General features: G+C 60.2%; 20 protein-coding genes. 10 read left to right on the top strand and 10 right to left on the bottom strand.

Annotated elements, in window-relative coordinates; translation table 11 throughout:
- Both lpdA and AB4N47_RS07165 read left to right on the top strand, forming a co-directional pair.
- Complete coding sequence (lpdA, locus tag AB4N47_RS07170) at nt 1–1,374, top strand: dihydrolipoyl dehydrogenase (RefSeq protein ID WP_341637202.1); 1,374 nt, start codon at nt 1–3, stop codon at nt 1,372–1,374.
- Nucleotides 1,375–1,619: 245 nt separating this feature from the next.
- Complete coding sequence (locus tag AB4N47_RS07165; RefSeq protein WP_016775201.1) at nt 1,620–2,639, top strand: branched-chain amino acid aminotransferase; 1,020 nt, start codon at nt 1,620–1,622, stop codon at nt 2,637–2,639.
- A 149-nt stretch (nt 2,640–2,788) separates the two neighbouring features.
- Here AB4N47_RS07165 and AB4N47_RS07160 read toward each other — a convergent pair whose 3' ends face one another.
- The 4 genes from AB4N47_RS07160 to AB4N47_RS07145 all read right to left on the bottom strand — a co-directional run bounded on the left by AB4N47_RS07160 (nt 2,789) and on the right by AB4N47_RS07145 (nt 6,930).
- On the bottom strand, nt 2,789–3,610 hold the full coding sequence (locus tag AB4N47_RS07160) for a TIGR03915 family putative DNA repair protein (RefSeq protein WP_341637201.1): 822 nt from the start codon (nt 3,608–3,610) through the stop codon (nt 2,789–2,791).
- Nucleotides 3,607–4,827 (bottom strand): putative DNA modification/repair radical SAM protein, encoded by a 1,221-nt coding sequence (locus tag AB4N47_RS07155; RefSeq protein ID WP_024013352.1) that lies wholly within the window; start codon nt 4,825–4,827, stop codon nt 3,607–3,609. The genes AB4N47_RS07160 and AB4N47_RS07155 overlap by 4 nt, the downstream gene beginning before the upstream one ends.
- Nucleotides 4,828–4,993: 166 nt before the next feature.
- Complete coding sequence (locus tag AB4N47_RS07150) at nt 4,994–6,313, bottom strand: Nramp family divalent metal transporter (RefSeq protein WP_460154444.1); 1,320 nt, start codon at nt 6,311–6,313, stop codon at nt 4,994–4,996.
- A gap of 80 nt (nt 6,314–6,393) precedes the next feature.
- Nucleotides 6,394–6,930, bottom strand: a complete 537-nt coding sequence (locus AB4N47_RS07145) for a chalcone isomerase family protein (RefSeq protein ID WP_341637199.1) — start codon at nt 6,928–6,930, stop codon at nt 6,394–6,396.
- A gap of 146 nt (nt 6,931–7,076) precedes the next feature.
- Between AB4N47_RS07145 and AB4N47_RS07140 the strand changes: the two genes are divergently transcribed.
- Nucleotides 7,077–7,850, top strand: a complete 774-nt coding sequence (locus AB4N47_RS07140; RefSeq protein WP_341637198.1) for a hypothetical protein — start codon at nt 7,077–7,079, stop codon at nt 7,848–7,850.
- 85 nt (nt 7,851–7,935) lie between these two features.
- The gene (locus AB4N47_RS07135) at nt 7,936–8,493 is read left to right on the top strand and encodes a DcrB/PsbP domain-containing protein (RefSeq protein WP_076563452.1); all 558 of its coding nucleotides are present in this window, start codon (nt 7,936–7,938) and stop codon (nt 8,491–8,493) included.
- Here the strand turns inward: AB4N47_RS07135 and AB4N47_RS07130 are convergent.
- From AB4N47_RS07130 to AB4N47_RS07115, 4 genes are all read right to left on the bottom strand, one after another.
- A complete protein-coding gene (locus AB4N47_RS07130) occupies nt 8,483–9,199 on the bottom strand; it encodes an alpha/beta hydrolase (protein WP_341637197.1) in 717 nt (238 codons plus the stop codon). The genes AB4N47_RS07135 and AB4N47_RS07130 overlap by 11 nt on opposite strands.
- A gap of 182 nt (nt 9,200–9,381) precedes the next feature.
- Entirely contained in the window at nt 9,382–10,494 is a 1,113-nt protein-coding gene (locus AB4N47_RS07125) for a succinylglutamate desuccinylase/aspartoacylase family protein (protein WP_341637196.1), read from the bottom strand.
- A gap of 199 nt (nt 10,495–10,693) precedes the next feature.
- Nucleotides 10,694–11,473, bottom strand: a complete 780-nt coding sequence (locus AB4N47_RS07120; RefSeq protein ID WP_024013359.1) for an ABC transporter substrate-binding protein — start codon at nt 11,471–11,473, stop codon at nt 10,694–10,696.
- A gap of 261 nt (nt 11,474–11,734) precedes the next feature.
- Nucleotides 11,735–12,163 (bottom strand): rhodanese-like domain-containing protein, encoded by a 429-nt coding sequence (locus AB4N47_RS07115; protein WP_258603052.1) that lies wholly within the window; start codon nt 12,161–12,163, stop codon nt 11,735–11,737.
- A 99-nt stretch (nt 12,164–12,262) separates the two neighbouring features.
- Here AB4N47_RS07115 and ftrA point away from each other — a divergent pair, with 99 nt between their 5' ends.
- From ftrA to AB4N47_RS07095, 4 genes are all read left to right on the top strand, one after another.
- Nucleotides 12,263–13,219, top strand: coding sequence for a transcriptional regulator FtrA (gene ftrA / locus AB4N47_RS07110; protein WP_341637195.1), 957 nt, complete (start codon nt 12,263–12,265; stop codon nt 13,217–13,219).
- Nucleotides 13,220–13,366: 147 nt separating this feature from the next.
- Nucleotides 13,367–14,587: an S-type pyocin domain-containing protein gene (locus AB4N47_RS07105; RefSeq protein ID WP_341637194.1), complete on the top strand. Its 1,221-nt coding sequence runs from the start codon at nt 13,367–13,369 to the stop codon at nt 14,585–14,587.
- Between the two features lie 14 nt (nt 14,588–14,601).
- Entirely contained in the window at nt 14,602–14,841 is a 240-nt protein-coding gene (locus tag AB4N47_RS07100; RefSeq protein ID WP_073471254.1) for a pyocin S6 family toxin immunity protein, read from the top strand.
- Between the two features lie 8 nt (nt 14,842–14,849).
- A complete protein-coding gene (locus tag AB4N47_RS07095) occupies nt 14,850–15,185 on the top strand; it encodes a hypothetical protein (RefSeq protein WP_341637193.1) in 336 nt (111 codons plus the stop codon).
- Nucleotides 15,186–15,243: 58 nt separating this feature from the next.
- Here AB4N47_RS07095 and AB4N47_RS07090 read toward each other — a convergent pair whose 3' ends face one another.
- Nucleotides 15,244–15,582, bottom strand: coding sequence for an FKBP-type peptidyl-prolyl cis-trans isomerase (locus AB4N47_RS07090; protein ID WP_341637192.1), 339 nt, complete (start codon nt 15,580–15,582; stop codon nt 15,244–15,246).
- 131 nt (nt 15,583–15,713) lie between these two features.
- Between AB4N47_RS07090 and AB4N47_RS07085 the strand changes: the two genes are divergently transcribed.
- Both AB4N47_RS07085 and AB4N47_RS07080 read left to right on the top strand, forming a co-directional pair.
- Entirely contained in the window at nt 15,714–16,760 is a 1,047-nt protein-coding gene (locus AB4N47_RS07085; RefSeq protein WP_341637191.1) for a M4 family metallopeptidase, read from the top strand.
- Nucleotides 16,761–16,774: 14 nt separating this feature from the next.
- A complete protein-coding gene (locus AB4N47_RS07080) occupies nt 16,775–17,086 on the top strand; it encodes a protealysin inhibitor emfourin (protein ID WP_122508038.1) in 312 nt (103 codons plus the stop codon).
- Nucleotides 17,087–17,107: 21 nt separating this feature from the next.
- Here AB4N47_RS07080 and AB4N47_RS07075 read toward each other — a convergent pair whose 3' ends face one another.
- Nucleotides 17,108–17,416 (bottom strand): RcnB family protein, encoded by a 309-nt coding sequence (locus tag AB4N47_RS07075; protein WP_341637190.1) that lies wholly within the window; start codon nt 17,414–17,416, stop codon nt 17,108–17,110.
- Between the last annotated feature and the right edge of the window lie 578 nt (nt 17,417–17,994).

Raw genomic sequence — 17,994 nt, 5'->3', positions numbered from 1 at the left:
ATGCAATCTCTGAACACTACGCTGCTGATCATCGGCGGCGGCCCCGGCGGTTACGTTACCGCGATCCGCGCTGGGCAACTGAGCATCCCGACCATCCTGGTCGAAGGCCAATCGTTGGGCGGCACCTGCCTGAATATCGGTTGCATTCCGTCGAAAGCGCTGATTCATGTGGCTGAGCAGTTTCATCAGACGCAACATCACAGCCAGCATTCGGCGTTGGGCATCAGCGTTGCCGCGCCGACTCTGGATATCAGCAAAAGCGTCGAGTGGAAGGATGGCATCGTTGATCGCCTGACCACTGGCGTCGCCGCGCTGCTGAAGAAGAACAAGGTTCAGGTCATCAACGGCTGGGCGAAAATCATCGACGGCAAAACCGTGGAAGTCGGCGATACCCGAATCCAGTGCGAGCATCTGGTGCTGGCCACCGGTTCGACCAGCGTCAACCTGCCGATCCTGCCGATTGGCGGGCCGATCATCTCCTCCACCGAAGCGCTGGCGCCGACGGCTGTGCCGAAGCGTCTGGTGGTGGTCGGCGGTGGTTACATCGGCCTGGAGCTGGGCATTGCCTATCGCAAGCTCGGTGCCGAAGTCAGCGTGGTCGAGGCGCAGGACCGGATTCTGCCGGCTTACGACGCGGAGCTGACGCAACCGGTGCATGAGGCGCTGAAGCAATTGGGCGTGAAGCTGTACCTCAAGCACAGCGTGCTGGGCTTCGACGGCACGTTGCAGGTGCGCGATCCCGAAGGCGAAACCCTCAATCTGGAAACCGATCAGGTACTGGTCGCGGTCGGACGCAAACCCAATACGCAGGGCTTCAATCTCGAAGCGTTGAATCTGGACATGAATGGTTCGGCGATCAGGATCGACAGCGGTTGCCAGACCAGCATGCGCAACGTCTACGCCATTGGCGACGTGAGCGGCGAACCGATGCTGGCCCACCGCGCCATGGCTCAGGGCGAAATGGTTGCCGAGCTGATCAGTGGCAAGCGCCGCGAATTCAACCCGACCGCCATCGCCGCCGTGTGCTTTACCGACCCGGAACTGGTGGTGGTCGGCAAAACTCCGGACGAGGCCAAGGCTGCCGGGCTGGACTGCATCGTTGCAAGCTTCCCGTTCGCCGCCAACGGCCGCGCAATGACCCTGGAATCGAAAAGCGGCTTCGTCCGCGTGGTCGCACGTCGCGACAATCATTTGATTATCGGCTGGCAAGCGGTGGGAGTCGGTGTTTCCGAATTGTCGACGGCATTCGCGCAGAGCCTGGAAATGGGCGCGCGGCTGGAAGACATCGGCGGCACCATTCATGCGCACCCGACCTTGGGCGAAGCGGTGCAGGAAGCGGCGTTGCGGGCGCTGGGGCATGCGTTGCATCTGTGACAGATGCAGCCGAATGCCGCTGTGGCGAGGGGATTTATCCCCGCTGGGTTGCGCAGCAACCGCAAAATCTGCCACCGCCGAACGTCAGATATCTGAGCCAAAGGGGCCGCTTCGCAGCCCAGCGGGGATAAATCCCCTCGCCACAAGCTGCGAAACCGCTCAAGAATGAAGTATTGTTGTGCCCATCCAAAAAAACGTCAGAAGCCTTGAACCGTTTCGGCGGTTGTTCAGTGATAGAGGGTGTCATGGGTAACGAAAGCATCAATTGGGACAAGCTGGGTTTTGACTACATCAAGACCGACAAGCGCTATCTGTCGTACTTTCGCGATGGCGAGTGGGACAAAGGCACCCTGACCGAAGATAACGTCCTGCACATCAGCGAAGGCTCCACTGCCCTTCACTACGGTCAGCAATGCTTCGAAGGCATGAAGGCCTATCGCTGCAAGGACGGCTCGATCAACCTGTTCCGCCCGGACCAGAACGCCCTGCGCATGCAGCGCAGCTGCGCGCGCCTGCTGATGCCGACGGTCGACACCGAGCAGTTCATCGAAGCCTGCAAAGCCGTGGTTCGCGCCAACGAGCGTTTCATCCCGCCGTACGGCACCGGCGGCGCGCTGTACCTGCGCCCGTTCGTGATCGGCGTCGGTGACAACATCGGCGTACGCACCGCGCCCGAGTTCATCTTCTCGATCTTCTGCATCCCGGTCGGCGCCTACTTCAAGGGCGGCCTGACCCCGCACAACTTCCAGATCTCCAGCTACGACCGCGCGGCCCCGCAAGGCACCGGTGCGGCCAAGGTCGGCGGCAACTACGCCGCCAGCCTGATGCCGGGCTCGAAAGCCAAGAAAGCCAACTTTGCCGACGCGATCTACCTCGATCCGATGACCCACACCAAGATCGAGGAAGTCGGTTCGGCCAACTTCTTCGGGATCACTCACGACAACAAGTTCGTCACGCCGAACTCGCCATCGGTCCTGCCAGGCATCACCCGCCTGTCGCTGATCGAACTGGCCAAATCGCGTCTGGGCCTGGAAGTGGTTGAAGGCGACGTGCTGATCGACAAGCTGTCGGACTTCAAGGAAGCCGGTGCCTGCGGTACCGCTGCGGTGATCACGCCGATTGGCGGCATCAGCTACAACGATCACCTGCATGTGTTCCACAGCGAAACCGAGGTAGGCCCGGTGACCCAGCAGCTCTACAAAGAGCTGACTGGCGTGCAGACCGGCGACATCGAAGCGCCAGCGGGCTGGATCGTCAAGGTTTGATCTGACGACTGCAGATGCTCAGAAGCCCTCCATTGAGTGATTGATGGAGGGCTTTTTTGTTGGGCTGCAAAAGATCAAAAGATCGCAGCCTTCGGCAGTTCCCACACGGTCTCTGTAAGACCTGCCGAAGGCTGCGATCTTTCGATCTTCTATTTCAAAGCAATCCGCTTCCCGGCTCGACTGGCGATTCCGCTCGCCTGCCCATTCTGCTGCTTGCCCATCCGCGCCTGGGTGATCAATCCCGGTATCAACTCGCCCTCCGGCAGATTCTTCCAGAACCGCACCGGCAAATGCCCTTGCATGACCTTCGGGTTCAACCGCGCCGGGTTGAAGATGTGGCTGTAGTAGGTCAACCACAAATCGCCGTGGGGGTCATCGACGTTCTGTGCCAGTTGCTGCCATTCAATCGGGCACTGCCGCTCGTGAATCAATTGCTCACCGTCGTAGTACACACCATCGCGCGGTGTGGCGATCAACCAGCGATGCTGGCCCATGCGCCCGATAAAGTGCTCGCTGGCGCTGTGCAGAATGTCATGCGCCGGTTCATGCCACGCGACATATTGCGGGCCGGGAAGATCCTTCGGCCGCTCGATGAAACGCACGAATGCATGCAGATGATGAGCCTCGCGGCTGACCTGCTTGATGCGCCGCTGCAACTCGCTGCCGAGTTTGTCGCCGGCCATCATCGCCGTGCGGTCGCCGTGACTGACCCGCCAGAGCACTTCATACAACAGGCTCCAGCGCTGTTCGCCGCGATAGCGCGCCGCGTGCTCGAGGGTGGCGAGCAGCGCACGGGGAATACGCGCCTGAAACGGCCCCTGCCCTTCGGGCACGTGATCATCACTGGCAAACAGATCGCCAACGCCTTCCGCCGCCCAGCTAACCAGACTTGGATCGATTTCATGGCTGAGCAACCAGCGCGCCTGCTGGCGCCAGGTGTCGAACAGATCGTCACAATCGAGACTGATCATCCCCACAACCCCATCTGCTGCGGCATCGGCCGGTCGCGCAATTGCTGGTAGAGCATGTGACTGGTGACTTCCGCCTGTTGCGGGTGGTAATCGCTGGTGATGATGAACGGCTTGGCCTTCGCCAGCACACAGCGCATCCGCGCGACGTCTTCGTAACGGATGCGGCGCTGACGGCGCAGCTCGACCAGGCGCTCGGTGGTGCGCAAGCCGATGCCCGGGATGCGTGCGATCAACGTCGCATCGGCACGATTGAGGTCCAGCGGGAACACTTCGCGATTTTCCAGCGCCCAAGCCAGCTTCGGGTCAATATCGAGCGCCAGATTGCCCGGGCCTTTAAGCAGTTCGTCAGCGCTGTAGCCGTAGCTGCGCAGGAGGAAATCAGCCTGATACAAACGGTGCTCGCGCATCAGCGGCGGCGCGGCAAGCGGTACGCTTTTCGGGCTGTCGGGGATCGGGCTGAATGCCGAATAATAGACCCGGCGCAAACGGAAGTTGCCATACAGGGATTGAGCGCTGTGGAGGATGGTGCTGTCATCGGTGTCATCGGCACCGACGATCAATTGCGTGCTTTGTCCGGCCGGGGCGAATTTTGCCGAGCGCGGTTCGTTCAATACCGTCTGCACGCCGGTGTAGATGGTGTTCATCGCTTGCTTGATCGAGGTGATGTCCTTCTCCGGCGCCAGTGTCTGCAGGCTGGCGTCGGTGGGCAGTTCGATGTTGACGCTGAGGCGGTCGGCATAGCGCCCGGCTTCTTCGATCAAGGCCGGATCGGCTTCCGGAATGGTCTTGAGATGGATGTAGCCGCGAAATTCGTGCTCTTCACGGAGCAACTTCGCCACACGCACCAGCTGCTCCATGGTGTAGTCCGCCGAGCGAATGATCCCGGAACTGAGAAACAGGCCGCTGACGCAGTTGCGCCGGTAGAAATCCATCGTCAGCGTCACGACTTCTTCCGGGGTGAAGCGCGCACGCGGCACATCGCTGGAACGGCGGTTGACGCAATATTGGCAATCGTAAAGGCAGAAGTTGGTCAGCAGGATTTTCAGCAACGACACACAGCGCCCGTCCGGCGTGTAGCTGTGGCAAATGCCCATGCCGTCCGTCGAACCGAGCCCGCTCTTGCCCTCGGAGCTGCGCTTGGGCGCACCACTGCTGGCGCAGGAGGCGTCGTACTTGGCGGCGTCGGCGAGGATGCTCAGCTTGTCGATGATTTGCATGGCGCGGGCTCTTTACTGTGTGCATATACAGTATAGGCTCGCCCGCCGCGAAACAAGTTGATGGATGACCCCTCGTCGGCTGATCACCTGAATTGCCATCACCCGCGCAACCAGTGGGAGCGAGCCTGCTCGCGAAGAGGCCCTGCCAGTCACCGCAACACAGTGATCAAACCGCCCACTGCAATATCAACCAACTGTTCGCCCCGCTGATCAACACAAACAGCCCCCAGGCCAGCACCCGCGTGGGCCAGCGATTGACGAACGGCCCCATCAACTGCCGGTCGTTGGTCATGCGAATCAGCGGGTACAAGGCAAACGGCAGTTGCAGGCTGAGCACTACCTGGCTCAACACCAGCAGCTTGCCGATAGCGCCATCACCGAGCAGCCATACGCCGATGAACGCCGGAATCAGCGCCAGCCCGCGGGTGATCAAACGCCGCTGCCAGCACGGGATGCGCAGGTTCAGATAGCCCTCCATGATCACCTGCCCGGCGATGGTCCCGGTGAAGGTCGAACTTTGCCCCGACGCGAGCAGTGCCACGCCGAACAGCACACTGGCCAGCGCACCGCCCACCAGCGGATCGAGCAGATGATAGGCGTCCTGAATGTCGACCACATCGGTGTGCCCGGACTGGTGAAAGGCCGCCGCGGCGAGAATCAGAATCGCCGCGTTGACCAGCAACGCCAAGGCCAGAGAACCGATGGTGTCGATGCGTGCCAGTTTCACCGCGTCCTGCTTGCTCGCCAGATCCTTGCCGATCATCCGCGTCTGCACGATCGAGGTGTGCAGATACAGGTTATGCGGCATCACTGTGGCGCCGAGGATGCCGATGGCCAGATACAGCGGCGCCGCATCGCTGATCGCGGATAGCGAGGGTTTAAAGCCCAGCGCCACGTCTGGCCAGTACGGTTTGATCAACAACAATTCGACGAAGAAACACACACCGATGGTCGCGACCAGCACCAGCATGATCACTTCGAGCCGACGGAATCCCCGGTTCTGCAGGGCCAGTACCAGCAGCGTGTCGAACGCCGTCAGAGCGATACCGAAGGTCAGCGAGCAACCGAGCAGCAAGTGAAACGCGAGAGCGCAGCCAAGCACTTCGGCGAGGTCGGTGGCGATGATCGAGATCTCCGCCAGTATCCATTGCAGGCGCGCTGTCGGGGTGCTGTAGCGCTCGCGGGACAACTGCGCCAGATCGCGCCCGGTGGCGATGCCCAGCCGCGAGCACAGACATTGCACGACCATGCCGGCCAGGCTCGCCAGCAGCACCACGAACAACAGGCTGTAGCCAAAACGCGAACCGGCCTCGATCGCGGTCGCCCAGTTGCCCGGATCCATGTAGCCGATCGACACCAGCAAACCGGGACCGGCGAAACGCAGCACACGTTTGAAGAACGAGGCAGTCGGATCAACCGCAACACTGCCGGCCACTTCCGGCGGGCAAAACGGCGCGGTGGCTATTTTGGGCAGACTGAATTTCACGCACACATCCAGAAACAAAAACGGGAGCCCGGCAGCTTAGTCGTTTCGCCTGATGCCTTGAAGCGCAAAGATCGCTGAACCTATGGGTTCACCCCCAGCAACTGCTCGCGCAACTCGGGACTGCGTGTTCGCGGATCCAGCCAGATATCGAAAAACGCCTCGGCAAACTGCGGATCCTCGATCTCATGCTGGAGCTTCTGCCCGACAAAAAAACGCGCGCCCTGCCCCGGCAGATACACGCCGGTAATCCGCGTGCCGGCCTGGACGTCGACAAAGGATTGCTGCATCTGCGCCTGCCAGCCGGCCAATTGCGCTGAAGTGACCCGAGGACCGGCCAGGCGTTTGATCTCATCGACACTGGTGCTGACCAGATCATCGCGCGAGATGTTGCGCCGGTAGATCAGCTCCAGAGCAAACGGCTGGCCGTCCGCCAGCGGCCGCGCGGCACTCCACAAACGAGCGCTGTAAACATCGAAGCCGAACACGCTGAAATCGCCGCTGCCGATAATTTGCGCCCCCGGCACTGCGTCCTGCCAATTGGCCCACGTCGGCGTCAGCAACAGTGCCCATAAGCCGATGCCACAACAGCCACGTACGAGCTTCGGTGTTCTGTTCATCGCCGTATCGTCTCCGCTGCATTCTGATGATCAAAGCATAGCCGGATTCGCGCCTGAATTTTTGTATACAAAAATTGCGAACATAAGCAGCAATCTTTAATCGGCAGTGCTAACGTGGCTTATCCTGACCCGATGGAGACACCCGCGTGCTGATCCTCAAACTGCTGCTGATTCCCGCTTTTCTCCTGCTGATTTCCCTGGCGGGCAAACGTTGGGGGCCGAGCGTGGCCGGGTGGCTGTCGGGATTGCCGGTGGTGGTCGGACCGATTCTGTTCTTTCTGGCGATTGAACAAGGGTCGCAGTTTGCCGCGCAATCGGCGGTGGCGGCGCTGTCGGCGATGTTCGCGATGATCGCTTTCTGCATTACTTATGCGCAGGTGGCGCAGCGGGCGAACTGGCCGTGGGCGTTGACCATTTCACTGGCGGTGTGGGCCGCGCTGGCGACGGTGTTGTCGGTGATTCCGGCGTCCTTGCCGTTCTCGGTGATTGCGGCAGCGGTGGCACTGCTCGCTTCGCCTTATCTGTTCCCCGAAGTGCAGCCGGTGTTGAACGGGCCAGCACCCAAGTCGGACAAACTGATCTGGCGGATGATCGCTGGTGCGGCGCTGACGCTGGTGGTGACGATGCTCGCCAGCACCGTCGGCGAACGCTGGAGCGGCCTGCTCGCGGTGTTCCCGGTGCTTGGCAGCGTCATGGCGGTATTCTCGCAACAAACTCGCGGCCCGGCGTTTACCGCTACGTTATTGCGCGCAACGGCAACCGGCATGTATTCGTTTTCGGCGTTCTGCCTGGTGTCGGCCCTGACGCTGCCAAGCATGGGCCTCAGCGGTTTTGTCGTAGGCGTGGCAGTGTCGGTGGCGATGCTCGGGGTGACCCGGCGTCTGCTGGCGCGGCCATTGGCCAAGGCGCAAACGCAATAACCGCCCGGACGAGTCGCGCTGGAACGCCCGGCACGCTCCGTGGGATGATCGCCCGCCTCGCGCGACCATTTCCCGGAGATTTCAGATGTCATTGTTGAGCAAAAAAGCCGTCGTCCTGATGCTGGCGGCCGTCGCCGGTTTCGCCGCGATCAACGCACACGCCGCCAAGGAAAAGGTCAAAACCGAGAAGGTTACGCTGCTCGACGGCAAATTCGCCTTCGTCCTGCCCAAAGGCTTTGTCGCTGACCCGCTGCCCGCCAGCCCGAGCGGGGCCAAGGGCACGATGTACACCAACCAGACCACCAAGACCGTGGTCATCGCCGCCGAAAACCAGATCCCGGCTGGGCAGAACGTCAAGGACAACGACGGTGAGTTTCTCGACGGCAGCGTGTCGAGTTTCATCGATGATCAGCGCAAGGCTCTGCCGGACTTCAACAAACTCAGCGAGAAAAGCCTGACCCAGAAAGGCACCGGCCTGGGTCTGCGTCAGGTTGACAGCACCGCCACCCAGGGTGGTGGCCAAACCCTGAATACCACGCTGCTGGCCGGCTCGGGGACGAAGATGGCGCTGGTGCAGGTGATTTCCCGCGCCAGCGACAAGAAAGCTCACGATGCCCTGGTCAAAGCCATCGTCAAGGATTGAGCCGCTGCAACCAGCCATTCAGATCGCGCAACTCGGCCGCACTGATGCTGTGGCCGACGCCCGGATACGCGTGAAACTCGGGCTGGTAATCGAGCTTGTGCAATAGCGCGTTGGCCTCGGTGCCGTGACGGTAAGGCACCGGATCATCAGCGGTGCCGTGGCCGATAAATATGCTCACCGGCAGTGGCGCTTGCCCGGGCTTGAGTTCGGCTTTGAGCACCGGCAACAAGCGCCCGCTCAACGCGGCAAACCCGCCCACGGCCACCGGCGCGCGCAGGCCCACTTCGTAGCTCATCATCGCGCCCTGGCTGAAGCCGATCAGGTACACCTTGTCCGGCGCGGCGTGATATTTCTTCGCCGCCTGAGCGATAAAGTCGCGCAGCTTCTGGCCGCTGACCTTCAGATCATCGGTCTCGCCGTTGTAGGCGCCTTCGCCCTTCTTGCGAAACCACTGGAAACGCCCTTCACCCAACGTCATCGGTGCGCGCACGGAAAGGTAGTTGTACTGCGCCGGCAGCTGAAATTTCATGCCGATCAGATCGGCCTCGTTACTGCCGTAACCGTGCAGGAAAATCACCAGCGGTCGTGGTTCGGCGTCGGCGTGGACCTGTTCGAGGTATTTGAGCGGCAGGTCGGATTGCAGGGTGGTTTGCGCGTGGACGGCGGTGGATGCGAGCAGGGTCAGCAGGGCGAACAATTTCAGCATTGCAGCGTTCCTTCACAGAGTGTCGGGTTCGCGGGGGAGCCTAACATTCTCGGCTGAGGATCCAAATTTTGTGGAGTGGCTGATGGCCCTTTCGCGAGCAGGCTCGCTCCCACCGTTGAAATACGTTCCCCCTGTGGGAGCGAGCCTGCTCGCGAAGAGGCCCGCACCTTCACGGCAACCTGTCAGTCGTTGGTCAGCTTGCCGGTACGAAACGGCACCCGCCCCGCCACTTTCGCCTGCCAGATCCCCGGCTCGGTATAACGCCCGCGATCAAGCGCAAACAGCACCCCGCTGGTGCCAGCGCGCACGGTGGTCACGCGATCCTGCAACGGGTCAACAACCTCGAACAGCGCATCGCCCTGCTCTACCCACTCGCCGGCTTTGCGCAAGAAACTGACCACGCCGTGATGCGGGGCGAACAGGTATTCGGTGCCTTCGAACGGCAGACCTTCACAACATTCGCTCGGCGCCGCCGGCCATTCGCCGCTGATGAAACCCTGCTCGGCGAGAAAGCCCAGAATCGCTTCGCAGTTGGCCTGAGCCTGATCGACGCGGGTGTCGCCCATGCTGCCCAGCTCCAGCGTCGTCGCCAGATTCGCCGCCGGAATCGCCGCGTTCGGGAATGCTTTGGCCAGACGCAGCCACGGCGTAGAGCAGGATTCATCGAACGAGCTGCCGCCGGAGTCCTCGCAGAGCAACGCGACGCCGGCCTGCAACCGCGCCGCCAGCGATTGCCATTGCGGCCAGTGTTGCGGCAGCGCGTAGAGGTGAATCGCAGCGTCGAAGTCGCAGTGCAAGTCGAGGGTGATGTCGGCGTCGCAGGCGTGGCGCAGCAACAAGCGGTGCAAGGCTTCCAGTTGCGATGCCGGCGCTGGCAATTCTTCGAAGACCTGAGCCATGGCCTGGCGGATCAGCGCGACGTTGGCCTCGGCATCCGCGCCCAGACGCTCGCCAACCAGCGCCGCGACCGGGGCGCTGAGTTCGACGAATGCGCGGTTGAAATTCTTGCCGCTGCCCAGTTCGAAGCGGCCCATGTGATTGCCTTGCAGATGCTGATCCAGGCCGATCGGATTGGCCACCGGCACCAGTTCGATGACGCCCTGCAAACGGCCCTGCCGTTCCAGTTCGTTCAAACGCAGCTTGAGTTCCCACGCTGTACGCATGCCCGGCAGTTCATCGGCGTGCAGGCTGGCCTGGATATACACCTTGCGGCTGCCGGCGCCGTAGCGGAACACGCTGAGGGAGCGCTCGCTGCCCAAATGGCTCCAGGGCAGAACGTGGTCGATGCGTTGCATGAAAAACTCCTGATTAGCTGGATTACGCAAATCCTTGTGGGAGCGAGCCTGCTCGCGAATGCGTCAGGTCAGACGATGACGATGTCGAATGTCAGACCGCTTTCGCGAGCAGGCTCGCTCCCACAGATAATTTCCATCAATAAAAGAACATAAAAAAAGTGGCCACCGCGCAAACGGGGCCACTTTTTTTTACGGCGTATTAATGGCCGTATACGTCAAAGTCGAAGTACTTGTCCTGGACTTTCTTGTACTCGCCATTGGCGCGGATTTCGGTGATGGCTTTGTTGAACTGCTCAGCCAGCGCGGTATCGCCCTTGCGCACCGCGATGCCAGCGCCGCCGCCGAAGTACTTGGCGTCTTCGTAGGTCGGGCCGACGAATTCGAAGCCTTTGCCGGCGTCGGTTTTCAGGAAACCGTCGCTGAGGTTGACCGAGTCGGCCAGCATCGCGTCGATACGCCCGGACACCATGTCGAGGTTGGCTTCCTGCTGCGAGCCGTAGCGCACCAGTTCGATCCCGGCCGGAACCAGCACTTCAGTCGCGTAACGGTCGTGAGTACTGGCACGCAGCACGCCGACTTTCTTGCCCTTGAGTTCGGTCAGCGGGTCTTTCACGCCCGAGCCTTCCTTCATCACGAAACGTGCCGGGGTGTGGTAATACTTGATGGTGAAATCGACGTTTTTCTTGCGATCGTCAGTGATGGTCATCGACGACAGGATCGCGTCGATCTTCTTCACTTTCAGCGCCGGGATCAGGCCATCGAACTCTTGTTCGACCCACGTGCATTTAACCTTCATCTGCGCGCACAGTGCGTCACCGATGTCCACGTCAAAACCAGTGAGTTTGCCGTCAGGGGTTTTCATCGAGAATGGCGGGTACCCGGCTTCGATACCGATGCGGATCGGCTTGGCGTCTTCGGCCACGGCGGTCAGAGACAACATCGACAGTGCCAGGGCACCGAACATCACTAGCTTTTTCATTTATTACTCCCGTGCGGAGGCTTTTATTGGCAGCTTTCGAGTCAGCGTTCGGTCATGGCGTTCTAACGGCAAAAACCGACGTGGCCGGCAGTCTATGGCGGCGCGCACGGAGGCAATTGTTTTTAAGCGACAATTACTTACAGAACATCGGCGCACGCATTGACTGGGGTCAACGCGTGCGCCGTGGTGGTGCGAAGGCTGTAGGACAAGACTGTTTTCAGAGCAAGAAACGCCGATCCTCCGGCAGCTCTTACAGAAACGTCAGCATTCGCAGGCGACAGGTGTATTGGCCACTGACGCCACGCTCAGTTCGAAACCTTCATCGAGCCATCCGGTGACGCCGCCAATCATCTCTTTCACCGGATAACCCAATGCCGCCAGCTTCACCGCCGCCTTGTTCGCGCCGTTGCAATGCGGCCCGGCGCAATAGACTACGAACAAAGTGTGTTTCGGGTAATCGGCCAAGCGCTCCGCCGTGAGCAAGCGGGTCGGGATATTGATCGCGCCGGGCACATGGCCGCGCTCGAACGCCAATGGGCCACGCACATCCACCAGAACGAAGTCGACCTCCCCGGCCTCTTGGCTACTGAACACGTCGGAACAATCGGTTTCGAAGGTCAGACGATTGCTGAAATGCATCAGGGCAATCGCCGAAGGGGCGGCGGGAATTTCGCGAACCAGGCTGGTCATGTCGTGTTGCTCCTTGTCTGTGGGTATGAACAGACTTTATCGAGACGGCGCTTGCCGCTACAGTGGCGCGCAAGACACCGACCGGGAGATTTCCGCCAAATGCCCACTCAGCCCAATCTGGTTGCCATTCTGGCCTACGACGGCCTTTGCACATTCGAGTTCGGCATTGCCGTCGAGATCTTCGGCCTGGCCCGGCCAGAGTTCGACTTCCCTTGGTACGAACACGCGATTGCCGCGGTCGATAAAGGCCCGATGCGCGCCATGGGCGGGATTCAGGTGCTGGCCGATGGTGGCCTGGAACTGCTCACCGCAGCGCGCACCATCGTCATTCCGGGCTGGCGCGACCGCAACGCCCCGGTACCGCCTGCGCTGATCGATGCGTTGCGTCGGGCGCATGACCGAGGCGCGCGGTTGCTGTCGATCTGCTCGGGCGTGTTCGTCCTCGCCGCCAGCGGCCTGCTCGACGGCCACCGCGCCACCACGCACTGGCGCTACACCGGTGAACTGGCGCAACGCTTCCCGGCAATCGAGGTCGATCCGGACGTGCTCTACGTCGACGCCGGTCAGCTGATTACCTCCGCCGGCAGCGCCGCCGGCATCGACGCCTGCCTGCACCTGGTAACCCGCGACTTCGGCACGCAGGTCGCCAACGCCGTCGCGCGGCGCCTGGTCATGTCGCCACAACGCACCGGCGGCCAAGCCCAATTCATCCCCACCCCGGTCAGCCCGACACCCCGCAGCGACCTGTCGCGCGTCATGCAATGGGCCCGCGAACGCCTGCACGAACCACTGGAAGTCCGCGATCTGGCCAGTGAAGCGGCGATGAGCGAGCGCACGTTTTTACGGCGCTTCACCGAAGCCAGCGGGCAAACGCCCAAGGCCTGGCTGCAACATGAACGCCTGGCGCGAGCGCGGGAGCTGCTCGAGAGCACCCATCAACACACCGAGCAGATCGCCCAGCGCTGCGGCTATCGCTCGGTGGAGAGTTTTCGTGTGGCGTTTCGCAGCGTGGTGGGCGTACCGCCGTCGGTTTATCGGGAGCGGTTTGGGCGGTAGGGTAAGGCGATTTGTTGACCTGTCTGGTCATGGATTTGATCTTTTTGCAGTCCTAACAACTGCAACACTTTCAGACGCGTCCTACATCCATCACTCCTTCGTTGCTTTAGCGTCCGCTTCGTTATTAAACAGCGGACAAGGACGCTCATGGCTTGCAAGAAAGACATCCCCCGGATCCAGAACCCGCCAGAGGGAGACGGACACCACATCACCACCCGCTACATGACTGCCAGCGAACTTGCTGCGCGCGAGGCCGCACAAGGCGCTTATGAAGACATGCTGGCTCGGCAGCAGGCCCACGAAGATCGACTTGGCCACCAGGTCATACATGAACAGCAAAATATAAGCGGCTGTGTTTTCGTAAAAAGCTGCAAGCTGCCGAACGGCGTCATCAATGATGCCAATCCATCCGGATTTATACCGGTTGGGAAAATTTCGGATTATGGAACGCTCTCCTTGCTTGCGGGGCATGAACGCGACTCGGCCGGGAATATCGCACTCAAGACAATTGGCGCGACCAGTTTGCAAGCGTCGATCGGAGCTTTTGCTCTCGGCAGCTCTGGCAGTCTGAGCACCAGCACTGCCGCCGCAAGAACCACAAGCCTAGCCACCGCCGGTGTCGTCGCAGGCGGGTTGCTCGGGTTGGTTGCGCTGCTGTGGCCATCGAGTCTCGCCGATAGTGCTCTCTACACAGAGGAGCAGCTACAGTCGCTTGAGACGGCTCGGACTCGGGTTCGATTGCATGTGGAACAGCAGCCTGATGGGACGTTGAAAGGATACGGATACAACACTCAAACGCGCAGCGACTGGGAAATGATTCCCGTCGTCCAGTTCGTCAAGCAAGGCGCCTCGTACGTCGCAGATTTTGGGAATGGGTCAACCCTACTCTGGACTCCCTCTGTAGACTCATCACGCGGATCGGCAATTCCGCCGTTGGAGGGTGCGCCGCAGGTTCCACACATCTGGATATACCCGCCGACCGAGCAGGCGGACAAAATCATCGTCAATCCGGTTTACCCGCCTGAATACCAGGACTTTATTCTGGTCTTTCCGGCGGACTCTGGAGTACAGCCTCTATACGTTGTGCTTTCAAGACCTACTCTTGGCGGTGACATCAAATATCACCGGCCTCCCGTAACTCTCCCAGCATTCCCGGATACCTATCCCGTCAAATCCAAAAGCAGTGTTCAAGGTGGTGGCGGTAAGCGCAGCAGATGGAAAGACAAGAAAGGTCGAATCTATGAATGGGATAGCAAAACAGGGGCGATAGAACTCTATAACAAGCAAGGCAAACATCTAGGTGAGTTTATTCACGAAACGGGCGAGCAAATCGATCCTGCCGATCCCGAGCGATGGACTCCAAAGTGAAGAGGAATAAAAATATGTATTTATGGATTAGTGGTTTTTTACCAGACGAAAGCGAGGACGATACGCTGAAATTCGAGCTGTCGGTCCACTCGAAATCTGAGCGTCCGATATTGGCCGTAATGGGCTGGCCAGAACTCAGTCTAAGTCCCGACGGAGAATGGCTGCTGACTGCGGATCAAACTCAACGAATCAGCGAAATACTTGGAGAGCAATTGCCGAAGGAGCTGGACTTATTCATCGGCGTCAGGGGCTAGCGTCGACGATGAGCCTCATCTATCAAGATTCATCTATTTCCCGCGACGTGGCGATGAGACTTATTGCAAGTGGTGTCGCCGAAAATATGGCAGCAGGATTAGTATCCATCGGTATGAGCGAGGAAGACCCAATGTGGGCCCAGTCTTTCTGCTTCCAATATCTCTCCAGCAAAACCGAAGCGATCGCTGCCTCTGCCATCACCGCTCTGGGCCATATCGCTCGTCGACATGGAAGACTGAATACCGAAACCGTTTTGCCGGCGCTCGAAAACGTAAGGCGTCGGATGCCCTCGTTGCAGGGCGTCATTGAGGACACGATTGACGATATAGAGATGTTCACCTGAGCATCCGAAGTTGCAAGCGTCTGGATGAGGGTTGCTTCATCCAGACGCACGTCAGACCTCAATCCTCCCGCGTCAAAACCTCCAGCAACTCAATCTCAAACACCAGATTCGAATTCGGCGGGATCTTGCCCATGGTCCGCTCGCCGTAGCCCAGATGCGCCGGTACCAGCAATTTGCGTTTGCCGCCGACCTGCATGCCCATCAGCCCCTGATCCCAGCCTTTGATCACGCGCCCAGTGCCGATCACGCACTGAAACGGTTTGCCCCGGCTCAAGGACGAATCGAATTCAGTGCCGTCTTCCAGCCAGCCGGTGTATTGGGTGGTGATCAGCGCGCCTTTCACCGCGGCTTTGCCGTCGCCCGCTTGCAGGTCGATGATTTGCAGTTCGTCTGTCATGTCGTTGGCTCTTGAGATGTTCGCAGGCGGCGTTTTTCGCAGAATCCGGCGTCGATGGCAATCCATGGAACCGAAAACACGCCTTGCCGCTCACATGTGTATCGACATCGTATGACGACAAGGATGCTTAGATGACCGACTCTCGATTGCTGCGCAGTTTCATCCCGCCCTACATTCTCAACCGCATCATTGCCCACGGTTCCGAGCCGCAGCGCAACGCCGCGATGCAGACGCTGAATCATGTGCGCAGCCTGCTGCCCAACCCCGGCCGTCCTTCGCAGCCGCCGGCGCGGGCGATTCTGCCGGAGGCGAGCAAGCCTGGCCTGGCACGGCGCAGCGTGCATGATGCGCAGAACAAAATGCTCTTACCGGGCATGCCGGTGCGTCTCGAGGGCCAGCCGGCATCGGGGGATCCGGCAGTCGACGAGGCTTACGATGCGCTGGGCGCCAGCTATGATTTCTTCTGGAAGGTGCTCGGTCGCGACTCGATCGACAATCAGGGATTCGCGCTGATCGGCAGCGTGCATTATGGCCAAGGCTACGAGAACGCATTCTGGAACGGCGCGCAGATGGTTTTCGGTGACGGCGATGGCGAAATCTTCCAGCGCTTCACCCGCTCGCTCGACGTCATCGGCCATGAATTGGCCCACGGCGTCACCGAAAGCGAAGCCGGGCTGATTTATGCCAACCAGTCCGGCGCGCTGAACGAGTCGCTCTCGGATGTATTCGGCGTGTTGACCAAGCAATACACCCTTGGACAAACCGCCGAGCAGGCAGACTGGTTGATCGGCGCCGACCTGCTGATGCCACAGATCCAAGGCAAGGGCCTGCGCTCGATGTCACACCCCGGCACGGCATACGACGACCCGATGCTGGGCAAGGATCCGCAACCGGATCACATGCGCAAGTTCGTCATCACCAGCGAAGACAATGGCGGCGTACACATCAACTCCGGCATTCCCAACCGCGCGTTTTACCTGGCAGCCCGAGCGTTTGGCGGCTTCGCCTGGGAAAAGGCCGGACGCATCTGGTACGACACGCTGTGTGACGATCGCTTGAGCCAGGACGCAACGTTCGACGCGTTCGCGAAACTGACGATCGACCACGCTGACCGGCGCTTCGGCACCGAAGCAGCCGACACAGTGCAGCAAGCCTGGGCACAGGTCGGTATCGAATAATCCGAGGAGACCGTATGAAAACGCTACCCGAGCTTGATAAAGATTCCGTTTTGCGCGTATCTCGCCAGGGTGGCGTTGCAGCGATTCACAGCCTGAGCCGCCCACGGGAAATCGAATTTGCCCAGTGCGATATCAGTCAGCGTTCAAGGATCTGCTCGGTGCTTGAGGGTTGCCTGCCACTCGATAGCAGCGAATCGGGCCGTGGGGATCAGCGCTTCTACCAGATTGAAGTGCGCTATCAGTCCGGGGAAATGGTGTTGAAGGTGCCGGAGGACCGGGCGCCGGGGGAGTTGGTGCATTTGTGGGACAAGGGAGAACTTCTGTAAACGCTCTCCCCCGCGATCAAGCTATTTCTCGACCGGCTGCATCTCGACAATCGTGCCGTTGGTGATCATCACCATCACGTACTTGTCATTGATCTGCACCCACTGCGCCTGGTCGATCGGCGCTTTCAGACCTTTGGCTTTCCAGTTCTTCAGCGCCTTGTCTTCGCGCTGGTACATTTCCGGCGCGCGGTCGTTGACCTTCAGTTGGCGGTCGCTGGTCGGCGATTGCACAGAGGGATCGCTGGAGGTTTGCGCCGCTTGAACAATGGGCGTGATCCCGGCAATGCCGGCGACGAGGGCCATGCTGGCGATTAGGGTTTTGCTGTTCATCGGTGAACCTCTTTCAGATAGGTAGTACCTGAACTCCGACTGCGCGGCGCGGGAAACATTCCTTGTTTTTTGCCGGAGATGGACACTAGAGGGCTTTGTCCATCAGACCGCCATCGCTGGCAAGCCAGCTCCCACAGGGATTGGTATTACAGCGCAATTATTGCCCTGAGCTCCGGTCCACTCCTACAAGACCAAGCAAAGCAAGATCAAAAGATCGCAGCCTTCGGCAGCTCCTACAGTTGGATCGCGTGAATTCGATAGAAACTTGGCCACCTGCAGCCCGTCGTCGCGATCAGGCTCGCCCCCACCAGAAAAGCAAAGCAGCGCAGCTGCCCGCGGCGAAGCCGCCCCACTCAACAATGAGCGCAAGCTCGAGTGCTTTTGATCCTGCTTTTGATCCACCGGCGACGTCGGAAGGCTGAGTGGAGGGATTGATCCGGGGGTGGGAGCGCAGCGACCGTCTGGCGCAGCCAGACACAGCGGAAGGAGGTGCAGCGAAGCAAACCGTAGCCGCTGCGCCCGGATCGATCCCGCAGCGAAGGAACCCGAGCCTGCGAGGGCCGAACGCAGGAGCAAGC

This window comes from Pseudomonas sp. S3_G06 (assembly GCF_054667565.1).
The sequence above is the reverse complement of the archived record's forward strand: the minus strand, read 5'-3'. Positions and strand labels throughout refer to the sequence as shown.

Coding starts and splice junctions, on each gene's coding strand:
- lpdA (WP_341637202.1), top strand. CDS start 1: ATGCAATCTCTGAACACTACGCTGCTGATCATCGGCGGCGGCCCCGGC.
- AB4N47_RS07165 (WP_016775201.1), top strand. CDS start 1,620: ATGGGTAACGAAAGCATCAATTGGGACAAGCTGGGTTTTGACTACATC.
- AB4N47_RS07160 (WP_341637201.1), bottom strand. CDS start 3,610: ATGATCAGTCTCGATTGTGACGATCTGTTCGACACCTGGCGCCAGCAG.
- AB4N47_RS07155 (WP_024013352.1), bottom strand. CDS start 4,827: ATGCAAATCATCGACAAGCTGAGCATCCTCGCCGACGCCGCCAAGTAC.
- AB4N47_RS07145 (WP_341637199.1), bottom strand. CDS start 6,930: ATGAACAGAACACCGAAGCTCGTACGTGGCTGTTGTGGCATCGGCTTA.
- AB4N47_RS07135 (WP_076563452.1), top strand. CDS start 7,936: ATGTCATTGTTGAGCAAAAAAGCCGTCGTCCTGATGCTGGCGGCCGTC.
- AB4N47_RS07130 (WP_341637197.1), bottom strand. CDS start 9,199: ATGCTGAAATTGTTCGCCCTGCTGACCCTGCTCGCATCCACCGCCGTC.
- AB4N47_RS07125 (WP_341637196.1), bottom strand. CDS start 10,494: ATGCAACGCATCGACCACGTTCTGCCCTGGAGCCATTTGGGCAGCGAG.
- AB4N47_RS07120 (WP_024013359.1), bottom strand. CDS start 11,473: ATGAAAAAGCTAGTGATGTTCGGTGCCCTGGCACTGTCGATGTTGTCT.
- AB4N47_RS07115 (WP_258603052.1), bottom strand. CDS start 12,163: ATGACCAGCCTGGTTCGCGAAATTCCCGCCGCCCCTTCGGCGATTGCC.
- ftrA (WP_341637195.1), top strand. CDS start 12,263: ATGCCCACTCAGCCCAATCTGGTTGCCATTCTGGCCTACGACGGCCTT.
- AB4N47_RS07105 (WP_341637194.1), top strand. CDS start 13,367: ATGGCTTGCAAGAAAGACATCCCCCGGATCCAGAACCCGCCAGAGGGA.
- AB4N47_RS07100 (WP_073471254.1), top strand. CDS start 14,602: ATGTATTTATGGATTAGTGGTTTTTTACCAGACGAAAGCGAGGACGAT.
- AB4N47_RS07095 (WP_341637193.1), top strand. CDS start 14,850: ATGAGCCTCATCTATCAAGATTCATCTATTTCCCGCGACGTGGCGATG.
- AB4N47_RS07090 (WP_341637192.1), bottom strand. CDS start 15,582: ATGACAGACGAACTGCAAATCATCGACCTGCAAGCGGGCGACGGCAAA.
- AB4N47_RS07085 (WP_341637191.1), top strand. CDS start 15,714: ATGACCGACTCTCGATTGCTGCGCAGTTTCATCCCGCCCTACATTCTC.
- AB4N47_RS07080 (WP_122508038.1), top strand. CDS start 16,775: ATGAAAACGCTACCCGAGCTTGATAAAGATTCCGTTTTGCGCGTATCT.
- AB4N47_RS07075 (WP_341637190.1), bottom strand. CDS start 17,416: ATGAACAGCAAAACCCTAATCGCCAGCATGGCCCTCGTCGCCGGCATT.